The organism is Bacillus sp. 05T21 (assembly GCF_056396785.1).
The window spans coordinates 25,295-46,672 of record NZ_JBFTMD010000020.1; the positions used below are offsets into that span (position 1 = coordinate 25,295).

General features: G+C 35.0%; 20 protein-coding genes, 1 riboswitch and 1 other annotated feature. Of the genes, 6 read left to right on the forward strand and 14 right to left on the reverse strand.

What is annotated here, in order from left to right; all coding sequences use genetic code 11:
- Positions 1-24: 24 nt before the first annotated feature.
- From AC1DKZ_RS24815 to AC1DKZ_RS24830, 4 genes are all read right to left on the reverse strand, one after another.
- Complete coding sequence (locus AC1DKZ_RS24815; protein ID WP_476997255.1) at positions 25-2,514, reverse strand: FtsX-like permease family protein; 2,490 nt, start codon at positions 2,512-2,514, stop codon at positions 25-27.
- Complete coding sequence (locus AC1DKZ_RS24820; protein WP_476997256.1) at positions 2,511-3,269, reverse strand: ABC transporter ATP-binding protein; 759 nt, start codon at positions 3,267-3,269, stop codon at positions 2,511-2,513. The genes AC1DKZ_RS24815 and AC1DKZ_RS24820 overlap by 4 nt, the downstream gene beginning before the upstream one ends.
- Positions 3,262-3,411 (reverse strand): hypothetical protein, encoded by a 150-nt coding sequence (locus AC1DKZ_RS24825; RefSeq protein ID WP_476997257.1) that lies wholly within the window; start codon positions 3,409-3,411, stop codon positions 3,262-3,264. Before AC1DKZ_RS24825 ends, AC1DKZ_RS24820 begins: the two co-directional genes overlap by 8 nt.
- 77 nt (positions 3,412-3,488) lie before the next feature.
- Entirely contained in the window at positions 3,489-4,532 is a 1,044-nt protein-coding gene (locus AC1DKZ_RS24830) for a tryptophan--tRNA ligase (protein WP_431182716.1), read from the reverse strand.
- Positions 4,533-4,537: 5 nt separating this feature from the next.
- Positions 4,538-4,745: a binding site (T-box leader), on the reverse strand.
- 138 nt (positions 4,746-4,883) lie between these two features.
- Between AC1DKZ_RS24830 and AC1DKZ_RS24835 the strand changes: the two genes are divergently transcribed.
- Complete coding sequence (locus tag AC1DKZ_RS24835) at positions 4,884-6,041, forward strand: 1-deoxy-D-xylulose-5-phosphate reductoisomerase (protein WP_000241776.1); 1,158 nt, start codon at positions 4,884-4,886, stop codon at positions 6,039-6,041.
- A gap of 28 nt (positions 6,042-6,069) precedes the next feature.
- Here the strand turns inward: AC1DKZ_RS24835 and AC1DKZ_RS24840 are convergent, their stop codons facing one another.
- Together AC1DKZ_RS24840 and AC1DKZ_RS24845 are read right to left on the reverse strand one after the other, a co-directional pair.
- Complete coding sequence (locus AC1DKZ_RS24840) at positions 6,070-7,191, reverse strand: AI-2E family transporter (RefSeq protein WP_002137341.1); 1,122 nt, start codon at positions 7,189-7,191, stop codon at positions 6,070-6,072.
- Positions 7,192-7,254: 63 nt separating this feature from the next.
- The gene (locus AC1DKZ_RS24845; protein WP_000539733.1) at positions 7,255-7,503 is read right to left on the reverse strand and encodes a GlsB/YeaQ/YmgE family stress response membrane protein; all 249 of its coding nucleotides are present in this window, start codon (positions 7,501-7,503) and stop codon (positions 7,255-7,257) included.
- Between the two features lie 230 nt (positions 7,504-7,733).
- Here AC1DKZ_RS24845 and AC1DKZ_RS24850 point away from each other — a divergent pair, with 230 nt between their 5' ends.
- Together AC1DKZ_RS24850 and AC1DKZ_RS24855 are read left to right on the forward strand one after the other, a co-directional pair.
- A complete protein-coding gene (locus AC1DKZ_RS24850; RefSeq protein ID WP_377865021.1) occupies positions 7,734-8,195 on the forward strand; it encodes a GNAT family N-acetyltransferase in 462 nt (153 codons plus the stop codon).
- Positions 8,196-8,233: 38 nt separating this feature from the next.
- Positions 8,234-8,376, forward strand: a riboswitch (cyclic di-AMP (ydaO/yuaA leader).
- Positions 8,377-8,473: 97 nt separating this feature from the next.
- Complete coding sequence (locus tag AC1DKZ_RS24855) at positions 8,474-8,617, forward strand: hypothetical protein (RefSeq protein ID WP_002137343.1); 144 nt, start codon at positions 8,474-8,476, stop codon at positions 8,615-8,617.
- A gap of 74 nt (positions 8,618-8,691) precedes the next feature.
- Here the strand turns inward: AC1DKZ_RS24855 and tsaA are convergent, their stop codons facing one another.
- The 3 genes from tsaA to AC1DKZ_RS24870 are packed head-to-tail and all read right to left on the reverse strand — an operon-like array spanning position 8,692 to position 10,516.
- On the reverse strand, positions 8,692-9,150 hold the full coding sequence (gene tsaA / locus AC1DKZ_RS24860) for a tRNA (N6-threonylcarbamoyladenosine(37)-N6)-methyltransferase TrmO (RefSeq protein WP_016091814.1): 459 nt from the start codon (positions 9,148-9,150) through the stop codon (positions 8,692-8,694).
- A gap of 26 nt (positions 9,151-9,176) precedes the next feature.
- Positions 9,177-9,932, reverse strand: coding sequence for a class I SAM-dependent methyltransferase (locus AC1DKZ_RS24865; RefSeq protein ID WP_016091815.1), 756 nt, complete (start codon positions 9,930-9,932; stop codon positions 9,177-9,179).
- 41 nt (positions 9,933-9,973) lie between these two features.
- Positions 9,974-10,516 carry a CGNR zinc finger domain-containing protein gene (locus AC1DKZ_RS24870; RefSeq protein ID WP_476997258.1) on the reverse strand — a complete coding sequence of 181 codons (543 nt, stop codon included), beginning with the start codon at positions 10,514-10,516 and terminating at the stop codon, positions 9,974-9,976.
- A 112-nt stretch (positions 10,517-10,628) separates the two neighbouring features.
- On the opposite strand from AC1DKZ_RS24870, the gene AC1DKZ_RS24875 reads away from it, so the two are divergent.
- Positions 10,629-11,825 (forward strand): MDR family MFS transporter, encoded by a 1,197-nt coding sequence (locus AC1DKZ_RS24875; RefSeq protein WP_476997259.1) that lies wholly within the window; start codon positions 10,629-10,631, stop codon positions 11,823-11,825.
- Between the two features lie 82 nt (positions 11,826-11,907).
- Here the strand turns inward: AC1DKZ_RS24875 and AC1DKZ_RS24880 are convergent, their stop codons facing one another.
- From AC1DKZ_RS24880 to AC1DKZ_RS24890, 3 genes are all read right to left on the reverse strand, one after another.
- The gene (locus tag AC1DKZ_RS24880; protein ID WP_476997260.1) at positions 11,908-12,822 is read right to left on the reverse strand and encodes a tetratricopeptide repeat protein; all 915 of its coding nucleotides are present in this window, start codon (positions 12,820-12,822) and stop codon (positions 11,908-11,910) included.
- Positions 12,823-13,202: 380 nt separating this feature from the next.
- Complete coding sequence (locus AC1DKZ_RS24885) at positions 13,203-18,557, reverse strand: DUF7507 domain-containing protein (RefSeq protein WP_476997261.1); 5,355 nt, start codon at positions 18,555-18,557, stop codon at positions 13,203-13,205.
- Entirely contained in the window at positions 18,554-19,030 is a 477-nt protein-coding gene (locus AC1DKZ_RS24890) for an SdrD B-like domain-containing protein (protein ID WP_476997262.1), read from the reverse strand. Before AC1DKZ_RS24890 ends, AC1DKZ_RS24885 begins: the two co-directional genes overlap by 4 nt.
- A 360-nt stretch (positions 19,031-19,390) precedes the next feature.
- Between AC1DKZ_RS24890 and AC1DKZ_RS24895 the strand changes: the two genes are divergently transcribed.
- Positions 19,391-19,771, forward strand: a complete 381-nt coding sequence (locus tag AC1DKZ_RS24895; protein ID WP_002084382.1) for a hypothetical protein — start codon at positions 19,391-19,393, stop codon at positions 19,769-19,771.
- A gap of 75 nt (positions 19,772-19,846) precedes the next feature.
- Complete coding sequence (locus tag AC1DKZ_RS24900) at positions 19,847-20,074, forward strand: DUF3923 family protein (RefSeq protein WP_002033344.1); 228 nt, start codon at positions 19,847-19,849, stop codon at positions 20,072-20,074.
- A gap of 97 nt (positions 20,075-20,171) precedes the next feature.
- Here AC1DKZ_RS24900 and AC1DKZ_RS24905 read toward each other — a convergent pair whose 3' ends face one another.
- Positions 20,172-20,723 carry a DUF2179 domain-containing protein gene (locus tag AC1DKZ_RS24905; protein ID WP_002014015.1) on the reverse strand — a complete coding sequence of 184 codons (552 nt, stop codon included), beginning with the start codon at positions 20,721-20,723 and terminating at the stop codon, positions 20,172-20,174.
- A gap of 229 nt (positions 20,724-20,952) precedes the next feature.
- On the reverse strand, positions 20,953-21,366 hold the full coding sequence (locus AC1DKZ_RS24910) for an ATP synthase subunit I (RefSeq protein ID WP_002084378.1): 414 nt from the start codon (positions 21,364-21,366) through the stop codon (positions 20,953-20,955).
- Positions 21,367-21,378: the final 12 nt, after the last annotated feature.

Below are 21,378 nucleotides of genomic sequence, written 5' to 3' on the forward strand. Positions count from 1 at the left end.
ATGGAATTCATCTTGACTATATTTTTATTTATTATCCCTATTTAACTCTTGAACAATATCCCTTTTTCCTATTCTATTAGCAAAAGGTATAAAAATAATAAGGACTATTCCGAACATCCCCGCTATTACCGTTACAATAAGTTTGAAATCAAAAAATAAAGGTGTACGATCTATTATACTTACCATGTAGGTTAATAATATGCCTATAACAGCCCCTAGTATAATCCCAATAAGTACATATAAATTAACTTGCGTCAAAATAACTTGTACAATCCCTTTTTTCTTAACTGTTATTGCTCGTAAAATAGCAAACTCTTGTCTTTTAGATTGAATATTATTTATAAGTGTATTACATACCCCTAATGTTACAGTAAACAAAATTACTACAATAACAACGATAAAGATGGACCACCTTTGCTGAAACATTAAATTAGATTGTTTTAACGATTGAGTATAACTACTTATTTTTAATTGTGGATATTGCCCTTTCAATTTCTTTAATTGCTCCAACGTCTCCCTCTCATTATTTGAACTAATAAATGCACGCTCAAAAACTGTATAATCTTGTTTATATGTTACATTACTCCAATCCATAAGTACTGAAGGAGAATTCGGTAGCTCATTAACAATTAATCCGATTTCTACCTTACTAGTCGGTCTAACTTTTTGTTCCTGTTCTGAAAATAGACCCAATTGAACGATATCACCTACATGAAGTTTATACCGCTCCGCTAACTTTTTTGTAACAATTATACTATTCTCCAAATTGGCAGGTACTTCTGGCAGTAATCCTTGCTTTTCCATTTCCTTTAAATCACCTAAATTATAGTCAAAAGTAATATAATTTTTACCTTGTTTTAATTCTGCCAGTGAGTTCGTACTAATTGTACTAGCTCCTTTTACACTACCTATTTCTTTAAATATATTTTGTATATGAGGTAAGGTAATGGTTGAATCATTAGTCAAACGATTTTCCACAACAATATGTGTTGGAAATTCTCGTTTTAAATATCTTTCATTATTTTTTTGCATCGTTTTAAATATAGTGGAGCCGAAGACAACTATCACCATCATTGTACTTATCATTAAGATAACAAATGTATTTTTCCTTACTTGCGGAATTACATTTTTAATAGCAACAAATGTATTCCTTCCAAATATTTTTTTCATCATAGGTAGACATAATTCTAATATCGAAGAAAGATAAATAGGAAATAAAACATACAATCCTAAAACGAGAAATATAGATCCAATTACTATCACTATCGCCTGCGTGTCTCCTGTATTTGCTACAAAGCCACCAAAAACAGTTAAAAATATACTACTAATTAAAAGGACTTTCCCCATCATACTGCGTGTTTTTTCATTAGAAAAGTCGGATTCTTCATTTTCGCGCATAAGCTTTACTGGTAATATTTTCGAACTTCTGTATGAAGGATATAACATAAACAGTTCAATAAAAAAGATACTACAAATCATTGTTACAATCGCTATTTTATAGTCAAAACTCATCGAATTAATTTGAAAAGCAAATAACTGTTCTAGCCAACTTTGTAAAAAACGGTTACTTATTACAGCTAGTAACAAACCAAATATTCCACCAAAGAAATTAATTACACTACATTGAATAAATATAACTTTAAACATTTGTTTCGTTGTTGCTCCCATTGATCGCATAATAGCAAATTGGTTTTTATATTTATATAAAAACACTTCAAAATTAGACATTAATAATAACGATGTAATAATAAGTATTAATACAGATACAATAACTATAAAAATATGTAATGACGCTAAGTTACTTTTTAAAAACTCATCTTCCTCCGCAATATCGATTCTTAATTCTTTGTCTATTTTATGAATTTGACTAGACAATGCTAATACATCGGCATTCTCTTTTGCTTTTATCAACACATAAGTAGCCTCATTGTGTTTACCTGTTTTTTCATATACGTGCTGTTTCACTGCACCTTCTGATAAAACAAGTATATCCGGAGCTGAACCTCCAGCTTCTATATCAGGTAACACTTCTTTTACTACATAGGATTTATTTTCTATTTCAATCCTTTCCCCAACTTCTACTTGTAAAGTTTCGGCTAATCCATCATTTAATGTTACTTCCTCATTTGATAGATTTTTAGAGAAGTGATATCGACTTTTAGATAACGAATCATTTTGAACACCTACTGAATAAATAGCTGTATTCAATTTATTCACTTGCAAATGATTTACTAATACTTTTGACATGTATTCAATATTTTCTTGTTCCWTAATATTTTTTAGTAAAGATTTATCCATCAATTTATTTTGATCAGGGTTATATCCAACAGATAAGTCCATATCTCCATATAAATTTTTAACTTCATTTATAACAGACTGTTTCGCATGATTCGAAAATACAATCATCGTAACAATTAGAGAAACAGCCAACATAACACTAACTATAGAGGAAATAGCAGTAAATTTATTCGTCTTAAAAAAGCGTAAACTTAATCCCCGTACTGATTTTATCATTTTGATTTCTCCATTAATTTTTTAAATTTATCTAAAATAATATTCATATCATTTACTCCATGAGAACACGTATAATCATCAACAACTTCTCCATTATGAAAGAAGAGAACCCGATCTGCATACGTAGCGATATGAGGATCATGAGTAACAAGAATCATACTTTGATTAAATCTTTGTTTCATATCAACTAGTACTCGTAAAATATCATTAGACGTATTGAAATCTAAATTTCCAGTAGGCTCATCTGCAAGAACAATTGGAGGAGATGTTATTAATGCCCTACCAATTGCAACACGTTGTTGTTGTCCCCCAGAAAGTTGAGCTGGTCGATGATTTCTCCAATTTACTAAACCAAGAACATCTAATATTTTATTTGTTTTTTCTCGTATCTCCTCTTCTGAATCGGCTGATAATATGAGGGGTAATGCAATATTTTCTTCTACAGATAAATCCTTTAATAAATGGAATGACTGAAAAATAAATCCTATGTTATCCCGTCTGTACTCCGTCGCATATGGTTCAACAAACATATTGTTAGGCACTTCACCATTTACATATACAACACCCTCATCAGGCTTGTCTAAAGCACCAAGTATGTTAAGTAATGTACTCTTCCCAGACCCACTTGTTCCCATCACGGCAAGGAGCTCCCCTTTATTTAACTCCAAAGATACATTTTGTAAGGCTCTAACATTTGTATCTACACTCTCATAAGTCTTACTTAACCCTTGAACTGCTAACACAATTTCACTCATCTTTATTCACCTCAACATGATTAAATGTTACTTCCTCCATCAGATTAACTTGCATTAAAATTTTTTCTTTTAAATTACTAGGTGGCACAATTTCTGTTCCCATTTGAACTAGCAACATTTTTAATTCGAGAATTGTAACCATCTTTATCCCTCCCTCACTCTATATTGGTAACAAATTGAAATTCCGTTCGATTTTTTTATAAAAAAACAAGGGAACGCTTAACGTTCCCTCTCAAATCCAATTCGTTTTTTAATTTCCGCTAAATTCACCTTCGCGATAGCTCGTGCCCTCTCAGCACCTCTCTCTAACGCTTCATATAATAAATGCGGCTCATTCATATACATTTCGTATTTTTCCCGAGGACCTGCTAATTCACGGTCAACAACACGGAATAATTCTTTTTTCACATCGCCCCATCCAATGCCGATCTCATACTTTTCACGCATCGACTGAATTTCATCTTCTGTCGCAAATTCTTTATAAATTGTAAATAACGTTTCTAGCTCTTTCGTTTCATTCGGAAGTGAAGAATCTGTTTTGATTTTAAAAATTAATTTTCGTAGTTTTTCTTGTTCTGCAAATAATGGGATTACATTTCCGTAACTTTTACTCATCTTTCTTCCATCAAGGCCAGGTAAAATGGCACCCTCTTCTTGTATGACATACTCCGGAAGCGTAAATGTCATGCCAAATGTATGATTAAAATACGTCGCAATATCACGCGCAATTTCAATATGCTGAATTTGGTCTTTTCCAACTGGTACATGAGTAGCTTGAAATAGTAATATGTCAGCTGCCATTAAAATCGGGTACGTATATAACCCCAAATTCACTCCCGCATCTACCTCTAAACCCGCTTCTTTATTTTGCTCCACCTTCGCTTTATACGCATGAGCACGATTCATAAGACCTTTCGGAGTTAGGCAAGCTAATATCCAAGCTAATTCTAAAATCTCCGGCACTTCTGTTTGTCTGTAAAAAATAACTTCTTCACCAAGTCCAAGTGATAACCAAGTAGCTGCTACCTCTTTCGTATAACTACTAAACTGACTCGGATCATGCACAGCATTTAACGCATGATAGTCAGCTATAAAATATAATGCTTTTCCTTCATTATTTTTTGACATTTGTAATGCTGGTTTAATTGCACCAATATAATTTCCTAAATGCGGATAACCTGTCGGCTTAATTCCTGTTAACATTATTTTTTCACTCACACTAACTCCTCCTTCCTCAACATAAAAATAAAAAGAACCCCTCATCCTATAAAAAGGACGAGAGACTCCCGCGGTACCACCTTAATTAGCTATCATTAGCTCACTTCATACTTCGATAACGTGAAGTAACCGTCTTTACCTACTCATTTCAGTGAGAAGCTCCAGAGCCCATTCCATATTCATCCCTTACTGATTTCCACCACACATCAGCTCTCTGAAAAGTTTCGAATATGTACTCTTCTCTTTCATTGCTTTTTAGTTATTTTTTACAGTTTATCACATTCCCTTTCCAATTAAACCCTAATTTTCTGTTTTATATAGCAGGAATTTCTACCTTAATTGTCTAATAATATATAGGTTTGCAGAAATACTCGAAACAACTTTGGAGGTTTTTTCATGGTAAAATATATATCCATTTTAGGTTCAACAGGATCCATTGGCACATCTGCATTAGATGTCGTTTCCGCTCATCCTGAACATTTTAAAATCGTCGGTTTAACCGCAAATTATAATATCGATCTTCTCGAAAAACAAATCGAATCTTTTCAGCCTCGTATTGTAAGCGTAGCGACAAAAGAATTAGCGGACACATTACGTTCTCGTATTTCAACAAATACAAAAATTACATATGGAACTGATGGTTTAATTGAAGTATCTACCCATCCTGATACAAATCTTGTATTAAGTTCAGTTGTCGGTGTTTCAGGTTTACTCCCAACAATTGAAGCACTAAAGGCGAAGAAAGATATCGCTATCGCTAACAAAGAAACTTTAGTTGCGGCTGGGCATATCGTCACCGAACTAGCGAAACAAAACGGATGCCGCCTAATTCCAGTTGATAGTGAACATTCAGCTATTTTCCAATGTTTAAATGGGGAAAATAATAAGGAAATCGAAAAATTAATTGTTACAGCTTCTGGCGGCGCTTTTCGTGATAAAACACGTGAAGAAATGAAAACATTACAAGCCAAGGATGCTTTAAAACACCCAAACTGGTTAATGGGCGCAAAACTAACGATAGATTCTGCCACGTTAATGAATAAAGGGTTTGAAGTGATGGAAGCTAAGTGGCTATTCGATATTCCTTATGAAAAAATTGATGTTATGATTCATAAAGAAAGTATCATTCACTCTTTAGTGGAATTTATTGATGGATCAGTCATGGCACAGCTCGGTGCTCCTGATATGAGAATGCCGATTCAATATGCGTTTCACTACCCTACTCGACTACCTTCATCCTATGAAAAATTAAATTTATTAGAAATTGGTAGTTTGCATTTTGAAAAACCAAATTTAGAGAAGTTCCCCTGTCTACAATATGCATTTGAATGTGGAAAAATTGGTGGTACAACTCCAGCCGTATTAAATGCAGCGAACGAAATTGCAAATGCACTATTTCTTAAAAATGAAATTGCATTTTTCGATATCGAAAAAACAATTTACAATACAATTGAAGCTCATCATAACGTAAAAGATCCTTCACTCGATGCTATCTTAGAAGCTGATCAATGGGCACGCCAATACGCAAATCAATTGTTAATGAAAAAGAGCTAAAACAGTTTTATCTGTTTTAGCTCTTTTTTCACGTATTCAACTTAACAAATCTATACCCATGCGTTACTAACACTTTTAATATCGCATATCCTGGAATTGCTAAAATAATCCCCATAATTCCAAATAAATTTCCGGCAGTTAAAATAATAAAAATGATAGTAATCGGGTGAATGTCTAGCTTTTTCCCCATGACTTGCGGAGAAATAAATTTACCTTCTGCTAATTGTACAATCATCATAACGATAATTACTTTTAACACCATTGATGGCGAGTCGATAAATGCGATAATTAAAGCTGGTGTAATTGCAATGATTGGTCCTACGTACGGAACGATATTTACAATCATTGCCAAAATAGCGAGTAGTACCGCATATTTAATACCAATAATAAGATAACCGATTAATAGCATAATACCGATAAACAAGCTAACAATAATTTGCCCTCTAATATACGAGCTAATCGCATAATGCATATCATCTAGTATTCTCATCGCTGCTGGTTGTCTTTGCTCTGAAATAAACTTTAAAAAGTGATTCGGTAATTGCTCACCATCTTTTAAAAGATAGAACAATATAAACGGAACCATTACAAACGTTAAAACGACCTCTGTAACAGTACTTAAAAATCCAGTTACATTTCCTGTTACTGATGATAACGACTTCGTAAAATCAACTGTGTAGTCTTTTACCATACTCGCTACATCAATATTTAAATTCTCTTGAATTTTGCCTAGTAAATTACTTTCTCCGAATCTACGTGCTGCTCGTTCAATTTCATGACCGAAATACGGTAAGTTATCTATTAATGCATCGATTTGATCTTTAATGATCGGGATTACCGTTACAACTAAAAATACAAATAATCCTAGTACTATTATATATATAGAAGCTATTGATACGATTCGTGAAACACCTTTCTTTTCTAAAAGGGAAACGAATGGATGTAAAATATAAAATAGCACTCCCGCCAATAATACCGGGAAGAAAATTGTTTTTAAAAAGACGATAAACGGAGTAAAAACAAAAGAAATTTTCGTTAGCAATAATATGTTGATAAACAATAATGCAAACCCAAGTAGCACCGCTAAATAATTTTGTTCTCTAAAAAACTTTTTCAACTTATCTCTTTTTCTTATATTTACTTTTTCCAACTAAACCACCTCTTCGAATGATGAAAAGCCCTTATTCAGGGCTTTTCATCATGATCTATATCTTTATTTCCTTGCAGCTTTCACTACAAATGATACAATAAGAATTAATACAATTGCACCTAATAATGCTGGCACGACATGAATCCCACCAAATGATGGTCCAAAAGATCCAAATAATCTACCACCTAACGAAGCACCTAATAAACCTGCGATAATATTTCCGAACATACCACCTGGAAAATTTTTACCCGTTATAGAACTAGCAATTGCACCTATAATAGCACCAACTATTAATGTGATAATCCATCCCATCTTTAGTCCTCCATTTCTATTATAGTTTGTATGATCAAACATAAGAGTAACAAAACTCTTATATGAGATTATAAATTCATTTACACTAAATATATTCTACTATAGAAATATAGCTTAGAATCATATATGTATGGAGATACATATATTATATGCAAAAAAGAAAAACATTGTCAAACTTAGCCAAAAGGAATTATATTAATATACCATATATAAAGGAGGTTTCCTGATCTATGATTCACAAATTACATGCCAGTTCTTTTGAGGTAGCATCATCCATATTACAAGTTCAAATCCCAGCCTATAAAGTTGAAGCAGTCTATTTAAACAATACTGCAATACCCCGTTTATATGATACTGTAAACGATATTCAAAGTTGTGACGAAACATTCTATGGATATTTTTCTGCAAATAAACTTGTCGGCTTTATTTCTTTTATACAAGAAGAAAATTCAATTGATATTCACCGACTCGTTGTATCGCCCGATTTTTTAAAAAAAGGAATCGCAACGAAACTGCTACTTTATATTTTTAGCATGTTCCCTTCTTCAATGACATACATTGTACACACAGGTAAAGCGAATACCCCTGCTATTACATTATATAAAAAACACGGATTCATTACAGTATCAGATACAATACTTCCTGACGGTATGATTCTTACGCAATTAAAAAAGACAGAAAACACAAAATAATTTGACTTGTTCATCTCTTTATGTTATCTTTTACTTTATAAAACCTTTTGCTGAGTCCAAATTTTGGAGCGGGGGAACCATTTTTGTAGCTATGCTACTTGGGGCGAATCTTTTTTAAGTAGGGAAACTCTCACTTCCCGAGTCCGACAGCTAACCTCGTAAGCGCAATGGGAGAGGAAGGTGCTTTTTGCCTATGTTACACAGTGTACCTCCTTAGTTATAAATATGGGAACGATATCAATTAAAAACCTATATTTATAGAAAAGGAGAAATGTATAATGTTACGTTTATCAGATCACGCAATAAAAATGATGGAGCAAAGACTTCGACTAGAACAACACCGCACATATCAAGCAAATAAAGTTATAGATAACTTACATCACAAATACTTCTTTCAGCATATTTTCCAACCGAAAAGATAAGGAAACCATACGTACAATATAATTTAATACAAAAAGCTTTGCGATTCATAATCGCAAAGCTTTTTGTATTACTATTAAAAATAATTTTCCATTAACTTATTCATCCAATCTGGCACACGAGCATTTTCTCTTGTATCAAAAACAGCAATATATGGTTTTATATCTAAAATAGCCGTTCGATCATTAGCGTCTAATCCTTGCACAGTCATAACGTTATTTTCAATCGACAATATTTCAACAGTAGTAATTCCAATAGGGTTTGGACGATGCTTTGTCCGCTGAGCAAAACATCCCTTTTCATCAAAATCACTTAATCCCCTTGGCTTTCTAGCCCACGACTGTTTATTTTCTTCCTGAAAATCATTCATATAAAAAATAACAATTGCATGAGAATAATCCTCAAGACCTGCTAATCCTCCAATATACTCTGGATATATTTTGATGTTTGAAATAACACTTCCCCAATTATGATACACTTTCTCGTCTATAGAAGATTGTACTTCTCCAATCTTCACCATACTAACATGGACCATTTTCCTCCTCCTTTAAATAACACTACCTACTTTCTCGCCTTAATAATAAAGGTAGTCGGCACCATTCTAGCTTTATATAAAGAATAATATTTCGTAGAAGGTTCAGCTATTTCTTCATCAAATACACAAGATGGTTCCGGCTCTTCTATTCTCTCAATTGTAAATCCCGCTCTATTTAACTCATTTATGTATGTACTTATTTTTCTCTTATATAATGTCGCTTGTACATTTTCCCCTTTAAATGTTTCAAACGTAATAGGAGTTTCTTCATGATAAGAAGACTTAAAGGTAATTTCCTCTGTACCATACTGTAAATTTGAATACACTGGATGCTCCCAGCTAAAAATAAAACTTCCTCCTGGCTTTACATATGAATAAATCAGTTCCAACGTTTTTCGTAAATTCGAAGTCCAACCTAATGCATAAATGGAGTATACAATATCAAAATACCCTTTCGGAATATCTCCTTCTTCTTCCATTGCTCCGCATATTAACTTTGGATTCCAACACTTTAACGTTTCATTCGCTGTTTTAATTTGTTCACTTGAAAGATCAAGACCCCATACTTCCTCTGCCCCATGTTCTGCCATATATTGCAACGAATGCCCACTTCCACATCCAATATCAAGAACCTTTTTATTTCTTATTGAATCGAACAAATGAATCTCATCTTCAGACGCTGTATACGGGCCATATTTAGGTAAACAATCCACTTGAAAGAAATAAGGTGCAACTGTATCCCAACACTTTTTATTTAAAGCTAACATTTGTGTACCTTTCATATTCTACATTCCCCCATCCCATTTTCTTTCCCTACTATAAATTACACATTATACCCCGATCTCCCTTTTCTCTTCGCTCGGTAATTTTTCACTTTCGCAATCGTACCGCACGCTCTTCCTCCTGCTTCTCCAGCATACATACCGCACCATCTTTTACTTCCATTTCGCGAATGATCATAAAATACCCAGCGACAATCTGGGCATGCTTTTAACCTTCCCCACAAATTTTCTTGAATCGCCATTAAAACAATGCTTAATACTTTTGTATATACATTCTCTTCGTGCACAGGCTCATATGTAATACCTTTCATATCTTCCTTTACATGTACATGAAATGGGTATTTCTCTAACCACTTTTGCAATGATTCTCCGCCTTCAATTGCAACCCGAATATCTTCTCGAAAACTTTTTAATTCCTTTATCGTATGAAATGGAACCTCTTCATGAAAATATTCCTCCATAAAGAGCTTTATATCCTCTTCTGTTTGCAGCATATCAATTGGTTCTCTCGTATCATTTGGTATTTTCCATGTATTTAAAAATTCTCGAATATATTCTAATTCATTTGGTGCATTTTGATTCAATTCCATCCACCTTCTTCTTAAAATTTACTTTTTTCTGACTTTATGTATAATTATAATATAAAATAGTTAACCGTTAAATTATTTTACTGGTTACAATATTAAGGGGAGTTCTATGAAAAGTTTCTCAATGCCGATACGTTTCATGCTTATTTCTTCATTTTTTATGTCTTTTGGGTATTTTGCAGTATACGCATTTTTAGCTATTTATCTATTAAGCTTTCTTCATTTTTCTGCTGTTCAAGTAGGAACAGTGTTGACGGTTATGACAATCACATCACGAGTTATCCCATTATTCTCAGGATTAATTGCTGACAAAATAGGCTATATCATTATGATGATAGCCGGATTATTTTTAAGAGGAATCGGATTTATCGCTTTAGGAATATGCTCTGATTTCTATACAATTTCTATTTCTTCTGCACTTATTGGCTTCGGAACTGCATTTTACGAACCTGCTGCTCGCGCCATATTCGGCTCACAACCAGCTCATATGAGAAAAAATTTATTTACATATTTAAACCTTAGTTTTAATTGCGGAGCAATAATCGGACCAATTGCAGGAGGGTTCTTACTCTTACTCGATCCAATCTATGCTTTTTCTCTAACAGGATCTCTTATGCTGTTATTCGCTTTTATCTTTTACTTACTTAAAAATCACTTCCAAGTCACTACTGAAAACACGTCTATTACATTAGGGCTACAGGCTATCTTACAAAACAAATCTTTCCTTTTGTTTTCATTTATTATGATTTTCTTCTATATTATGTTTACTCAGCTTACCGTCGCACTTCCACTTCATATGAAAAACATTAGTAATAGCAACCAGCTTGCTACACTAGTTATTACGATGAATGCAATAACAGGCGTCATATTTATGGTGTTATTCCGAAAACTATTTCACAAATACAACACACTTTCAATTATTAAATACGGTGTTTTATTAATGAGTATTTCCTTTTTACTCATTCCTTTATTTCAACACCCATATTGGCTATTCATTTGTGTAATTTTATTTACAATCGGTGAAACACTCGTATTACCTAACGTTGATATCGCTATTGCAAATTACAGTAACGAATCATATACAGCTACTTACTTCGGATTCTATCAACTATCACTCGCATTTGGTTTTATCATCGGTAATTATACCGGTACATCTTTTACATCCAACTTAAACGGCATGTATACACCATGGCTTATTTTCGGCGGAATAGGACTTATTGGTTTTATTTCACTACATATTTTAAATATTAAAAAAGGGATCTCTAAAGAGGATATATACCTATGTAATGAGACGAAACATCTTTAACACATTACAATTGTGATGGTACCTTTAGACAAGCAGCCTATAATAAAAAAATTCGACCATCATGTTTGACAGTCGAATCTTTTTATTTTTCATATTCAAAATGATTATGTCTTTTACAACCAAATAAATAGCAAGCCCCTATATAGTCCGTTTCAAATTCTAACCCTGGAACATATCCAGATTTGATATGTTCTATCATTTTTTTATAACAATTATTCTCTTCTATATATTCCTCAATTAACTCTTTCTTATCGTTTTCTGTCCAATTTTCTTCTACTTCTTCATTCTGAACATCTTCTATTTCTACTGTCTTCGCTTCGATAGATTCCCGTATAACTTCATTTATACGGGAGAAATTATTAGCTTTATATAGAGCATAAACAAATCTACCAATCCAATTGGGACTTTTCCAGTATTCTTTGTATCCCTTTTCGAACCATTCAATTGCTTCTTTATAGCAATTCAACTCAACATATAAATCTGCTACATTAATTTCTCCTACAAAGTCATCAGATTTCCTGTTAAAAGCATCCAACTTCTCTTTCGCTTCTGTTTTTCGCCCTAAATCAATTAAACATTTTACATAGTTATACATTATAATGTCTGAATCCCCTGCAACTCGCAAGAAAAATTCCGAAGCTTTTTCCAACTCTCCAAGATTATAATGAGCTACAGCTACATTGTGATATGCTTCATCGGATGGTTGAATCGAAATAGATTTTTGTAATGCATCTTTCGCTTCTTCGCACTTTTCTTGTTTCATGTAAATTTCCCCTAAGATGTTATAAGGAAAGTATGAGGAAGGATTCAACTTAACAGCTTCTTTTATTAATTCAAGAGCTTTACCATCATTCTCTTCCTCATAAAAGTACATCCAAGCAAGATTATTGAGAGATTGTACACCTCTAGATTCATGTACTGCTTGTTGAAACAGTTCCATCGCTTCCTCATATTCATTTTGTTCAAACATTTCAATTGCCTTCTCGTTAATGTTCAAGTAACTACCTCCGAAGTGAATGAATTCATCTATTCCCTATCATCATTTTAATATGTAAAAATTGTAATTTCTATAAAAATAAGATTGCTTCGTATTAAGCTCTTTCTCCTGTCTACATTTCATCATATATTTGGATATCCAATTCGTAATGATTTTATCAACACCGCTTTCTAAAGAAAATATATACCTACGTAAAGATACGAAATCTCTTTAAAAATTTTCAAGTTTGGTAGAATCACATTGTCATCAAATTACAAGTTGTTTGCCAGGACGAAAAAACGAGTAGAAGTCACATAAACAAAAGCGAAGCCTCAGAAGAGACTCCGCTTTTGGAGCTTTGCAAATGTGCCATTTTGTGAAACTAATCCACATTAACATTATTATTTACATTTTCTATGCTTGTGCTTCATACAATCATGCCGCGGGAAACACGGTCGAACTAGTATAACCTCGGGGACTATTGGTGTTATAACCGTTGACGTATTATTAGAAGGGTTTGGATCAGGTGTGTCACTACTTACAGTAGCCGTATTTATTATAAACCCGATTGCATTCGGACTTACAAACCCCCTAATAATTATAGTAACAAAGGCACCACTAGCCAATGTTCCTAAATTTAGTGTCCCCGTCCACGGACTAAACGTTACTCCTCCATCTACTGAGAACTCCACATTGTTGAGTTGACTCGGTATTGTATCTGTTACAACGACATTCTGCGCACTTGATGGTCCGGCATTCGATACAAATAATGTGTAAGTTAGGAATCCACCTGGAGGTATTGTGTTTGCATTCACTGTTTTTATTATTGAAACGTCTGCTGATTCACCTACAGGCGTAACAACGGTAGATGTATTGTTGTCAGGATTTGGATCTGGGGTCGTTGAGCTTACGGTTACAGTATTCGTAATAAATCCGTTAGCAGCAGAAGTCAATATCCCTCTTATTAAAATGATTGATGTTTCACCTTTTGGTAAGTCACCTATATTCGTAGTACCAAGCCATGGATTAAACGTGATTCCTCCATCTACTGAAAATTCTACATTCGAAAGTTCTCTCGGTACTGCATCAGTTACCGTTACAGCCGCCGCATCTGACAGGCCAGCATTCGATACTAATATCGTATATGTGAGTACCTGACCTACCGACACTGGCACTGTGCTTGCCACTTTTACAACAGAAATATCAGCAGAAGTAGTCACTAATGTCATAGTAGTTGAGGTGTTATTCGTTGGATCTGGATCTGGTGTTGTTGAACTTACGGTTGCGGTGTTTCTAATGATTCCCCTAGCAGAGGAACTTACCATTCCTCGAATAAAGACAGTCACTGATGACCCGCTAGCTAATGTTCCTAATACAATAGAACCAAGCCATGGATTGAACGTATTCCCTCCATCTACTGAATATTCCGGATTCAAAATCTCGCTCGGTACTGTATCTGTGAGTGTAACATTTTGAGCATCGGATGGTCCTGCATTTGCTACAACCAACCTATAAGTGAGTATCTCTCCCGCATTCACTGGATTCGGACGACCTATTTTCACTACTGAAATATCCGCTGACTCAGTTACTGGTGTAACAATAGTTGATCTGTTATTTGCTAAATTTGGATCTGGTGTCGGCGAGCTGACTACTGCCGTATTCCTAATGAAACCAGTAACTGATGATTTTACTGTTCCCCGAATTAAGATCGTTACGGAAGAGCCATTTGGCAATGTACCTATATTCGTAGTACCAGGCCATGGACTAAACGTTACCCCTCCATCTGTTGAAAATTCTGGATTTGAAATTTTTCTTGATACAGCATCTATCACTGTAACAGCTTCTGCATCTGACGGCCCTAAATTCGAGACAACTAAAGTATAAGTGAGTATCTCACCTGCGTTTACTGGGTTCGGGTTTCCTGTTTTCACCACTGAAATATCTGCTAATGCATTCACAGGCGTATCAATCGTTGTTGTGTTATTCGTTTGATCTGGATCCGGGGTCGTTGAATCTACGGTTGCGGTGTTTCTAATTGTTTCCGTAGCAGAGGCACTTACCGTTCCTCGAATTAAGAAAGTAATTGAAGCCCCATTTGCTAGCGTACCTATATTAATAGAACCCGGCCATGGATTAAACGTTACTCCTCCGTCTATTGAATATTCCGGATTTAATACCACACTTGGTATAGCATCCGTTAACGTTACATTCAACGCATCATTTGGGCCTGCATTTGATACTACTACACTATAAGTTAGTAATTCACCAGCAATCGCAGGTGATGGATTAGCTAACTTCGTCACAGAAATATCCGCTTCAGTATTCACCGGCGTAACGATCGTTGAGGTGTTATTGTCCGGATCTGGGTCTGGGGTCGTTGAATCTACAGTTACTGAGTTCGTAATTAACCCCGTAGCCAAAGGATTTACCGTTCCCCTTAGTATAATTGTTTGTGAAGCCCCATTTGCTAGCGTACCTATATTAATAGAACCGGGCCACGGATTAAACGTTATTCCTCCGTCTGTTGAATATTCCGGATTTAAAAGTTCACTTGGTATAGCATCCATCACCGTAACATTCAATGCATCATTTGGCCCTGCATTTGACACTACTACAGTATAAGTTAATATCCCTCCTGCAAGTACTGGACTCGGATTCGCTGTCTTTACTACTGAAATATCTGCTGACGTATTTATCGCGCTAAACTCCGTAGAAATATTGTTTGTTGGATCTGGATCCGGCGTCGTACTATTAACTACGGCTGTGTTCGTAATTAATCCCGTTGCCGAAGGATTTACCGTTCCCCTTAGTATAATTGTTTGTGAAGCCCCATTTGCTAGTGTACCTAAATTGATTGAACCCGGCCATGGATTAAACGTTACTCCTCCGTCTGTCGAATATTCCGGATTCAAAATCTTATTCGGCACCTTATCTATGAGCATTACATTTTCTGCATCTGATGGTCCCGCATTCGATACTACAATTGTGTAGGTCAGCACATTTCCTGCAAGTACTGGATTTGGACTTCCTGTTTTCACCACTGAAATATCCGCTAAAGCTTCAACTGGTGTTTCGAAAGTTGAGGTGTTATTCGTTAAGTCCGGGTCTGGTGTTGTTGAATCTACCGTTGCTGTGTTTATTATCGATCCAGTTACATTAGCACTTACCGTTCCTCGGATCAACACTGTTTCTGCTGTACCATTTACCAATGTACCTAAATTGATTGAACCTGGCCACGGATTAAACGTTACTCCTCCATCTATCGAATATTCTGGATTTAAAACAACACTTGGTATAGCATCTGTTAACGTTACATTTTCCGCATCTGATGGACCTGCATTTGACACTACAATTGTATACGTGATTACCTGCCCCGCAATCACCGGATTTGGATTCCCCAATTTCACCACTGAAATATCCGCCGATTCACTTACTGTTGTAACAACTGTTGAAGTGTTATTCGTTGGATCTGGGTCAGGGGTTGTTGATTCTACCGTTGCTGTGTTTGTAATAGTTCCAGTAGCAGAGGTACTTACCGTCCCTTGAATCAAAATCGTTTCTGTTGCACCATTTACTAAAGTTCCTAAAGAAAGAGTACCAGGCCACGGATTAAACGTTACTCCTCCGTCTGTTGAATATTCCGGATTTAAAACAACACTTGGCACTGCGTCTGTTACTATTACATTCTGCGCATCTGATGGACCCAAATTAGATATGAAAAGCGTGTAAGTTAGTAAGTTTCCACCGCTTACTGGGTTTGGACTTGCCGTTTTAATAATAGCAACATCTGCTGAAGCATTAACAGGAGTAATAACTGTTGAGGTGTTATTCGTTGGATCTGGGTCTGGGGTAGTCGAATCTACAGTCGCTGTGTTTGTGATAGAATCAGTAGCAGCGGTACTTACTGTCCCTCGGATCAATACCGTTTCCGTTGCACCATTTGCCAAAGTTCCTAGAGAAAGAGTACCAGGCCATGGATTAAACGTTACCCCTCCGTCTATTGAATATTCCGGACTCAAAATTTCACTTGGTATAACGTCCGTTAACGTTACATTCTGTGCTGCATTTGGTCCTGCATTCGAAACTACTATTGTATAAGTGAGTAGCTCACCAGCTACAACAGGTGTCGGACTTGCTGTTTTAACAACAGAAATATCCGCCGAGAAACTAATAGGAGCAAAAGAGGTATCAGTGTTATTGCTCAAATCTGGATCGAATGTTGTACTACTAACAGTTGCAGTATTCGCTATAATTCCCGTAGCAGAAGGACTAACTGTTCCTCGAATTATAATTTGTACGGAACTACCTGTCGGTAAAGTTCCTAGACTTAAACTTCCTGTCCAGCTCTGAAAAGTAATTCCTCCATCTAAACTATACTCAGGATTTAAAATCTCAGATGGAATATCATCCGTTAACGTAACATCTTGAGCAGCATCAGGACCATTATTCGTTACTTGTATCGTGTAGGTGAGTTCCTGTCCCGGCTGTACTGGTACTGGGCTATTCGTTTTCAACACCATTAAATCAGCAACATTATTCACTTGTAAAATATAATCTTCTACTTCTCCGTCAGAGGCAGGACCTACACTCCTTGTATCCACTGATGTTGGAGTTCCAGCATTCTGATTAATAAGATTATCTGTTGTTAATCTAAGCCTTACAAAAGTGTGACCAGGAGTTAATGTTACACCCGGTGGTACCGTGAAGTTCAAGATAACGGTTTGAGTCCCTGCAACTGAAGGCACTACTTGAACAATCGCTCCCTCATTCCCTTGAAATATTCCATCCTCATTAAAATCAATCCATCCATATAAATTAGCATCACTTCCTGTTTCATTCGTTACGGTTACATTTAGCGAATAACTAGTAGCACTAACAGAAAGTGTAGCAAGAGGAACCGTTAAGCCGTCATCTTGAATACCTTTTGAAATATCGTCACCTGTTGCTGTGGGATTTTGATAAGCATCTGTTTCCGCTGTAACTTTTGTCCCTAATACTAGTTCATTTACAATTCCGTGACGTGGTCCATTATTAGCTAGTAACGTAGAATAATTATCTGGTCCGTTACCCGGAGCAGTATTTGGAGCGTCACCAAAATCTACGTTAATTTCAGCTAGTAGACACATAGTTGCATCATTAAATGAGGTTGTAACGGTGCTAGAAAATAATGCGGCGGTTGCGGTATTACCAGCGATAATATATCGGTATATATTACCGGTTGGATTAGCAATCGCATAGATTATACCATTCGAGTCCAACGCAATTGCCCCAAAAGGTCCCGTATTATGAGGTGTTGTCGTTAAATTTGTAATTTGTCCTGTCGTGGGGCTTACCCTTATAGCGATACCGGTAGGTGCTATGCCGTATAAAAAATTATCTGACGGATTATATACCCAATCACTTACGTTTAGTGTTGTACTTAAACCAACGCCAAAATTACTAGTTTGTTCTGTATATCCAGTCGCTGGATTAACTAGTTTCATAAATGTTGCAGAATTTGGACGCAAATCAATTACATAGAATCTTGCAATATCATTTACAGAAATATATAGAAATCCATTAAGATCAAAAGCTCCAACGTTATAATTATCCACAGGTAATCCTGTCGGTAGAGGAAATAGAGCTGTTACATTTCCATTGTTATCTACACGTACAATGTTATTATTTAATTGATCATATCCATAAATATAATTATCCAAAGTATTATATGCAATAGCATTTATATTTACAGGGGGATTTACCGTTCCTTGAATCAATGTTGCACCAGTGACAACATTGATGTTATACCAGTGACAACATTGATGTTATACCAAATAGATGGGGTACCTGCAAACTGAATCATAGTTGTCGTACAATCTAAAGGATTATTAACAGTATCGTGGCTAAAATTTTGATTCGCAATTGTTGCACCATTATTAATTTGAGCTGCGGTAACTGTAATTGTTAGTTTTCTCGGTCCATTTGACATAGTAAATCCATCAGGTTGAGTGAAATTTGTAGGTGGGCAAGTATCACCTGGATTAGCGACAGGTTCATATACAGTATAAGTTCCTGCCGCAGTGACAGTAAAACTATAATTTCCATTTATATCTGTTTGGGTAGTTATACATGTTGCTGCCGTACTGCTAAATAAAACAACAAAAACATTAGGTATTCCTGGCTCTCCAGGATCAAATTGACCATTGTGATTTAAATCATTAAATACAATTCCCGATATTGTTGCTGCCAAACATTATCACTCCCGTCTCACTTACCATCTTATATATCTCAATCAAAAAATATTTCATTAGGCCAAATGTATTATAAAAAGCTGTCCTAATTCTTATTGATACCTTGCTAATAAAGACATAACTATTCCACGTATTTTATGCACATTTAGTACATTATGTGAATGATTTATATACAAGACTTCTTATCCCCTAACGATGTAAAAGCAAAAATTTTGATGCTACCTTCTAAAACATATATACCTACATCCTTTTTACATATTATGGTATATTTTAAAGAGATTGATAGCTATTCATCTACGTTCCACACTAATTTTCTAGAAATGAACAAGTCAAAATTTTTTCGAAATCGGGGGGAGCTTATGAAAAAGAAATTAATTGTTCTGCTATTCATCGGAATCATTTTATCCGGATGTTCAACTATAGTAGAAAATTCTTTAGAAACCGGAAGCGGCAGTATTGAATTATTAACACCAACGATTACAACAAAAGATAATGAATTAGAAATTAAGACTGAAGGTATTGATGAAAATAAAGTAACTTTTATTTATGTTGCCAATAAAAAAGTATTGGAACAAAAAATAAATAATGGTGAATCCTACAAACTTAACATTAAAGATATCGAGCACGCTCATAGGACGGACTACAAGCCAAGAGTTCAACTTTTGCAAACGAAAGATGATAACGAAGATGGAGACATGGCAACCTTTAAACAAGTTAGATATACAGTTGAAAAAAAGTAGTTTTATAGTTATTTCATTTAAATATAACAACCGAAAATATACTTTTAACAGAGGGTAAATATAAGAGGTGCTAATATGAAAAGACGATGGATTTTTTGGTGGATTGGTAACATATTTTGGATTATAACTTTCGGGATATTGGCAGCTATCATTTGGCTAAGAGAGGTTGATGGGACCGGCGTTACTCAAACACCTGAGCTGAAATTAATAGCATTTATCGTTTTATTAATTGCATTTATATTACCACTAATTATTCAAGTTGTATGGTTAATTGTTAATCTGAGAAAAAGTAGAAAAAAATAACGCAGAAAAAAAGAGAGGAATCTTTTTCAATATAGATTCCTCTCTTTTTTCTATGGGGATTATGCCGTGCTTTTAAAGCTGCACTACTCCCTTTTCTTTACGATGCATGTTCATCTTTCTTCTTCTTCAACAATGCTCTCTTTTTCATCGCCTTCGTTAAATATCCACCTTTAAACGAACGGATTTCATAAGAAGACATAAACGCTTTCGGTGCAATTTCATTAATAATTTCTAACAGTTCTTTTTCTCTAGAACGCTTTGCAACGATATCTAAGCGATAACGTATAGAATTTATTCCTTCACCTTCAAATACTGTAACGCCAAATCCAAAATGGCGTAATTCATTTACTAATTCATTACAACGGTCTAGTAAACTAACTTGATACGTAATATATCCAATTGCTAATTTATTTTCTATATAACCGCCTAATAATAGTCCCGCACTAAAGCCGATGACATAGGCAACAATGTTCATCCAATTTGATAAATCTTGAAACACAATACCTAAACTGACAATATAAATTGCTCCTTCTAACAATCCTACACCTGCAGCGGATCTTGTTTGATTCTTTACAAGCAAAATCGTACGGATTGTTAAAGTTGGAACGTAAATAATTTGAAGCACAAAAATAAGTAAAGCTTGTAACATTGGTATCCACCTCTTTCGCAAATTCTTTTGTCATGATAACATACATAAGCTTTAGAAATCGATGGGTTTTTTAATTTTTTTTAATTTTTTTTAATTTTTTTCATACTATTGAAATGCCCCAAAAATAAGCGTATTATGTTTGGCATAAATTCGATAAGTACCAGTAAATCATTCGTATTATATCATTTATTTTTAAACGCAAAAAAGGAACCCCATTAGGTCCCTTTCATCAGAGTTCTATGTTTTTCGAAGCATTTTCCTTTTGCTTCTCTTCTTCTTTTACTAGCTGCATATTTGCATAGGCTAAATTCGCAATCATTAAAAAGTGTCCACCCAATATTCCAGTACCAAATGCCCACATTTCCATTTCATGCTCAATTTCAAACATAATGATAGCCCCTAATATTGCGGCCGCAAATCGGTTTAGAACTCCTAATCCAGGAGCCTTTTCTTTCATCACGATACTTCTTCCTAATTTCTCCACTCTGCGAGCTAATAGCCAAAGACAATATGCGCTAACTGCTAAACCGATACCGAACCCTGTCACTTGTTTCCCAAACGGAGTAACCGCCCACATTAGTAGTAAACCACTAAAGATCGTATACAATTGTAATCGATATACACGTAAGGCTACTTGAATCAAAATATCCGCTCC

Excerpts from the sequence above, each read along its gene's own strand:
- AC1DKZ_RS24820 (WP_476997256.1), bottom strand. The coding sequence starts at position 3,269 with ATGAGTGAAATTGTGTTAGCAGTTCAAGGGTTAAGTAAGACTTATGAG.
- AC1DKZ_RS24900 (WP_002033344.1), top strand. The coding sequence starts at position 19,847 with ATGAAAAGACGATGGATTTTTTGGTGGATTGGTAACATATTTTGGATT.
- AC1DKZ_RS24905 (WP_002014015.1), bottom strand. The coding sequence starts at position 20,723 with ATGTTACAAGCTTTACTTATTTTTGTGCTTCAAATTATTTACGTTCCA.
- AC1DKZ_RS24825 (WP_476997257.1), bottom strand. The coding sequence starts at position 3,411 with ATGGTTACAATTCTCGAATTAAAAATGTTGCTAGTTCAAATGGGAACA.
- AC1DKZ_RS24850 (WP_377865021.1), top strand. The coding sequence starts at position 7,734 with ATGATTCACAAATTACATGCCAGTTCTTTTGAGGTAGCATCATCCATA.
- AC1DKZ_RS24830 (WP_431182716.1), bottom strand. The coding sequence starts at position 4,532 with ATGAGGGGTTCTTTTTATTTTTATGTTGAGGAAGGAGGAGTTAGTGTG.
- AC1DKZ_RS24895 (WP_002084382.1), top strand. The coding sequence starts at position 19,391 with ATGAAAAAGAAATTAATTGTTCTGCTATTCATCGGAATCATTTTATCC.
- AC1DKZ_RS24865 (WP_016091815.1), bottom strand. The coding sequence starts at position 9,932 with ATGAAAGGTACACAAATGTTAGCTTTAAATAAAAAGTGTTGGGATACA.
- AC1DKZ_RS24835 (WP_000241776.1), top strand. The coding sequence starts at position 4,884 with ATGGTAAAATATATATCCATTTTAGGTTCAACAGGATCCATTGGCACA.
- AC1DKZ_RS24855 (WP_002137343.1), top strand. The coding sequence starts at position 8,474 with ATGTTACGTTTATCAGATCACGCAATAAAAATGATGGAGCAAAGACTT.
- AC1DKZ_RS24875 (WP_476997259.1), top strand. The coding sequence starts at position 10,629 with ATGAAAAGTTTCTCAATGCCGATACGTTTCATGCTTATTTCTTCATTT.
- tsaA (WP_016091814.1), bottom strand. The coding sequence starts at position 9,150 with ATGGTCCATGTTAGTATGGTGAAGATTGGAGAAGTACAATCTTCTATA.
- AC1DKZ_RS24845 (WP_000539733.1), bottom strand. The coding sequence starts at position 7,503 with ATGGGATGGATTATCACATTAATAGTTGGTGCTATTATAGGTGCAATT.